This window comes from Myxococcus vastator (genome assembly GCF_010894475.1).
GTDB lineage: Bacteria > Myxococcota > Myxococcia > Myxococcales > Myxococcaceae > Myxococcus > Myxococcus vastator.
In genome coordinates, this window is sequence record NZ_JAAIYB010000735.1 from 1 (window position 1) to 2,480 (window position 2,480).

The 2,480-nt window shown below is 72.3% G+C and carries 3 protein-coding genes; 1 reads left to right on the forward strand and 2 read right to left on the reverse strand.

The window, feature by feature from the left end; translation table 11 throughout:
• Positions 1–408, reverse strand: a 408-nt coding sequence (locus tag G4D87_RS36670; RefSeq protein WP_240358906.1) for a type VI secretion system contractile sheath small subunit, incomplete at its 3' end; no start/stop codon positions are given.
• A 259-nt stretch (positions 409–667) separates the two neighbouring features.
• Between G4D87_RS36670 and G4D87_RS36675 the strand changes: the two genes are divergently transcribed.
• Entirely contained in the window at positions 668–1,768 is a 1,101-nt protein-coding gene (locus G4D87_RS36675) for a lytic transglycosylase domain-containing protein (RefSeq protein ID WP_240358907.1), read from the forward strand.
• 32 nt (positions 1,769–1,800) lie between these two features.
• Here the strand turns inward: G4D87_RS36675 and G4D87_RS36680 are convergent.
• Positions 1,801–2,480 (reverse strand): cysteine peptidase family C39 domain-containing protein (locus G4D87_RS36680; protein ID WP_163787427.1); only part of this gene is annotated, 680 nt, incomplete at its 5' end.

Sequence of the window (2,480 nt, forward strand, 5' to 3'; positions counted from 1 at the left end):
GGCGGAGGCGGCGCGCAGGGCCTCGGCCACCGCGTCCGGCAGGCGGCCCGGCCCGGTGACGGTGGCCACGCGCGTGGCGGCCTCCTCGGGCGTCAGCGTACGCAGCGGGTCGGAGGTGGCCAGCGATTCGTGCAGGTGCTGCAGGGCGCGCAGCTCCGGGACGCGGGTGATGACGTCCGCGAAGCTGAAGGCGCGCAGCCGGTCGAAGGACAGCTCGACGGTGCGCGTGTCACCTGCCCCCAGCCGGTCGGCCACGGTGACGCGGAGCCCGCTGGCGGCGCGCGTGAGCTCATCGCCGAAGGTGTTCACCGTCAGCGGGAAGCGCCGGCCCGAGGGGGACGAGGAGAAGGCACCCACCACCAGCCAGCGCACGCGCGCGCTCTCGGCACTGCTTCCGTTCTGGCTCATGTCCCGCATCCCCTCCACGACGAGAAGGCCGCTACGTTAGCGCGCCAGGGTGGGAGCGCGGACTGGTGACTGCGACCACCGCCCCATGACGGCAGTCACCAGGAGCCAGAAGCCCACGGGGCGCGGGCACGGCGGGGGGTACGCGTAAAATCAATGACTTGGCGGACGGATGAGGGCGCCCGGTGGTTGGCACACCTGCTGCTACTGGTGCGTGGGTCGCCTACAGAAGCCCTCCCACCTCTCCCGAAGGAACTTCCCCATGCGCCTCTCTCCGCTCAGCGGCTCCGCCTCTTCCGCCACCCGCTCCCCGGCCCAGGATGTCTCCGTCTCCCGGCCCTCCGCGTCGCTGTCGGGGGCCTCGGCCCAGACGCCGGCGCTGGGGCGGCTTGGAATGCAGCAGGATGGCTTCGACCTGGGCGGCGGCAAGGCCCAGTCCCTGGGCAAGCTGCTGGAGGGGGCCATGGCCATCATCAGCACGCTCACCCAGCTCCAGCAGGCCATGCAGGGCGGCGCGGCCGGTGGCGCGCAGGGCGCCGCGTGCGGCCAGGGCGGCGCGGGCGCGTCGGGGGCCTCCCCGTCGCAGTGCTTCTCGGACAGCTCGTTCTCTCCCGCGTCGGCCTGCGGCAACCGTCCTCCCGTGGAGCTGAACCCCGGCGCCCAGGGCCCGTCTCCGTTCATGAGTGATCCGGTGGATGGCCTCACGTCGGCGCCGCCGGCGGGTGGCTCCGCGCCCGCGCCGGTGGGTGGCCCCGCGTCGGCGGGTGGCTCCGCGCCCGCGCCGATGGGCGCCGCGCCGGTGGGTGGCCCCGCGCCCGCGCCGGTGGGTGGAAGCGGTGCGGCGCCCTCGGCACCGTCAGTGGGCGCGAGCCAGGGCGCTGGCGGCGCGAGCCTGGGGGGCAACCTGCCTCCCGCGCTGGAGAAGCTGCGCCCGGCGCTCGAGTCCGCGGCGGCCAAGACGGGCGTGCCGGTGGAGATGCTGGCCGCGCAGGTGTGGGCCGAGTCCCGCGGTGACGTGGCCGCCACGTCCACCAACGGTGGCAACGGCCTGACGGACACCGGGCTGATGCAGGTGAACCCGAACACCTTCAAGGAGCTGCAGAGCAAGCACCCCGAGCTGCAGGGCAAGAGCCTCTCCGACCCGGAGACGAACATCCTCGCGGGCGCCTGCTACATGAAGGACATGAAGGAGCAGTTCGGGAGCTGGGACCTGGCCCTGCGTGCCTACAACTCCGGTCCGAACGGCGTGGACAAGAGCAACCCGCACGCGATTCCCGCGGGCACGGGTGACGCCAAATACGTGCAGAAGGTGAATCAGTTCGCCAGCACCCTGGCGTCGGGCCAGGGCGCGCTGCCGGCGTAGTCAACGCCGGCAGTCAGGACGCGGCGGGGCGCTCAGGAAGACTCGCGGCCGAAGCTGCCGCGAGCCCGGGAGCCACCGCCGTCGGTGTCGCCCAGCGCGTCGGTGTGGAGGGCGCTCTTCTCCACCAGCGTGCCCTCGTCCATGGCGGTCTGCGGGTCGCCGACGATGAGCATGCCGCCACCCTGGTGCAACTCCCACGCGGAGCCCACGGAGTCGGCAATCTGCTGGCCGGACACGGTGTACTTGGAGCCCGTGTTCGTGTCCTTCACCTGGTAGTTGCCCTGGTCGTCCATGCCGTCGACGACGACCCAGTGCGAGCCACCGGCGACCTTGGAGTCCACGCCCGTGGCGAGCCGGTTGGTGTCCAACTGGACGACGGCCTTCTGTCCGCGGGCCAGCGCCTCGTTCACCGACGGCATGTCGAAGTTCGAGGTGCCCTTCTTCACCTCCAGGCCCTCGTGCGCGAACATCTTCGCCAGCTCCTCCGGCGTCGTCCCGCCCCCGTCGGTGAAGCGCGACTCCAGCGAGTCCATCTTCTTCGCCGCCGCCACGGAGTCCTTGCCCGCCGTGGGCGACAGCAGGGTGGCCACCGCGGCGCCGCAGTTGGCGTCCTTGGTCTGCTTGATGACGTCCGAGGTCGCGTCCACGGCCTCGAAGCTGTCGGTGAAGTACTGGGCCACCACGTCGGGCACGGGCGGCGCCTGGGGGGCCT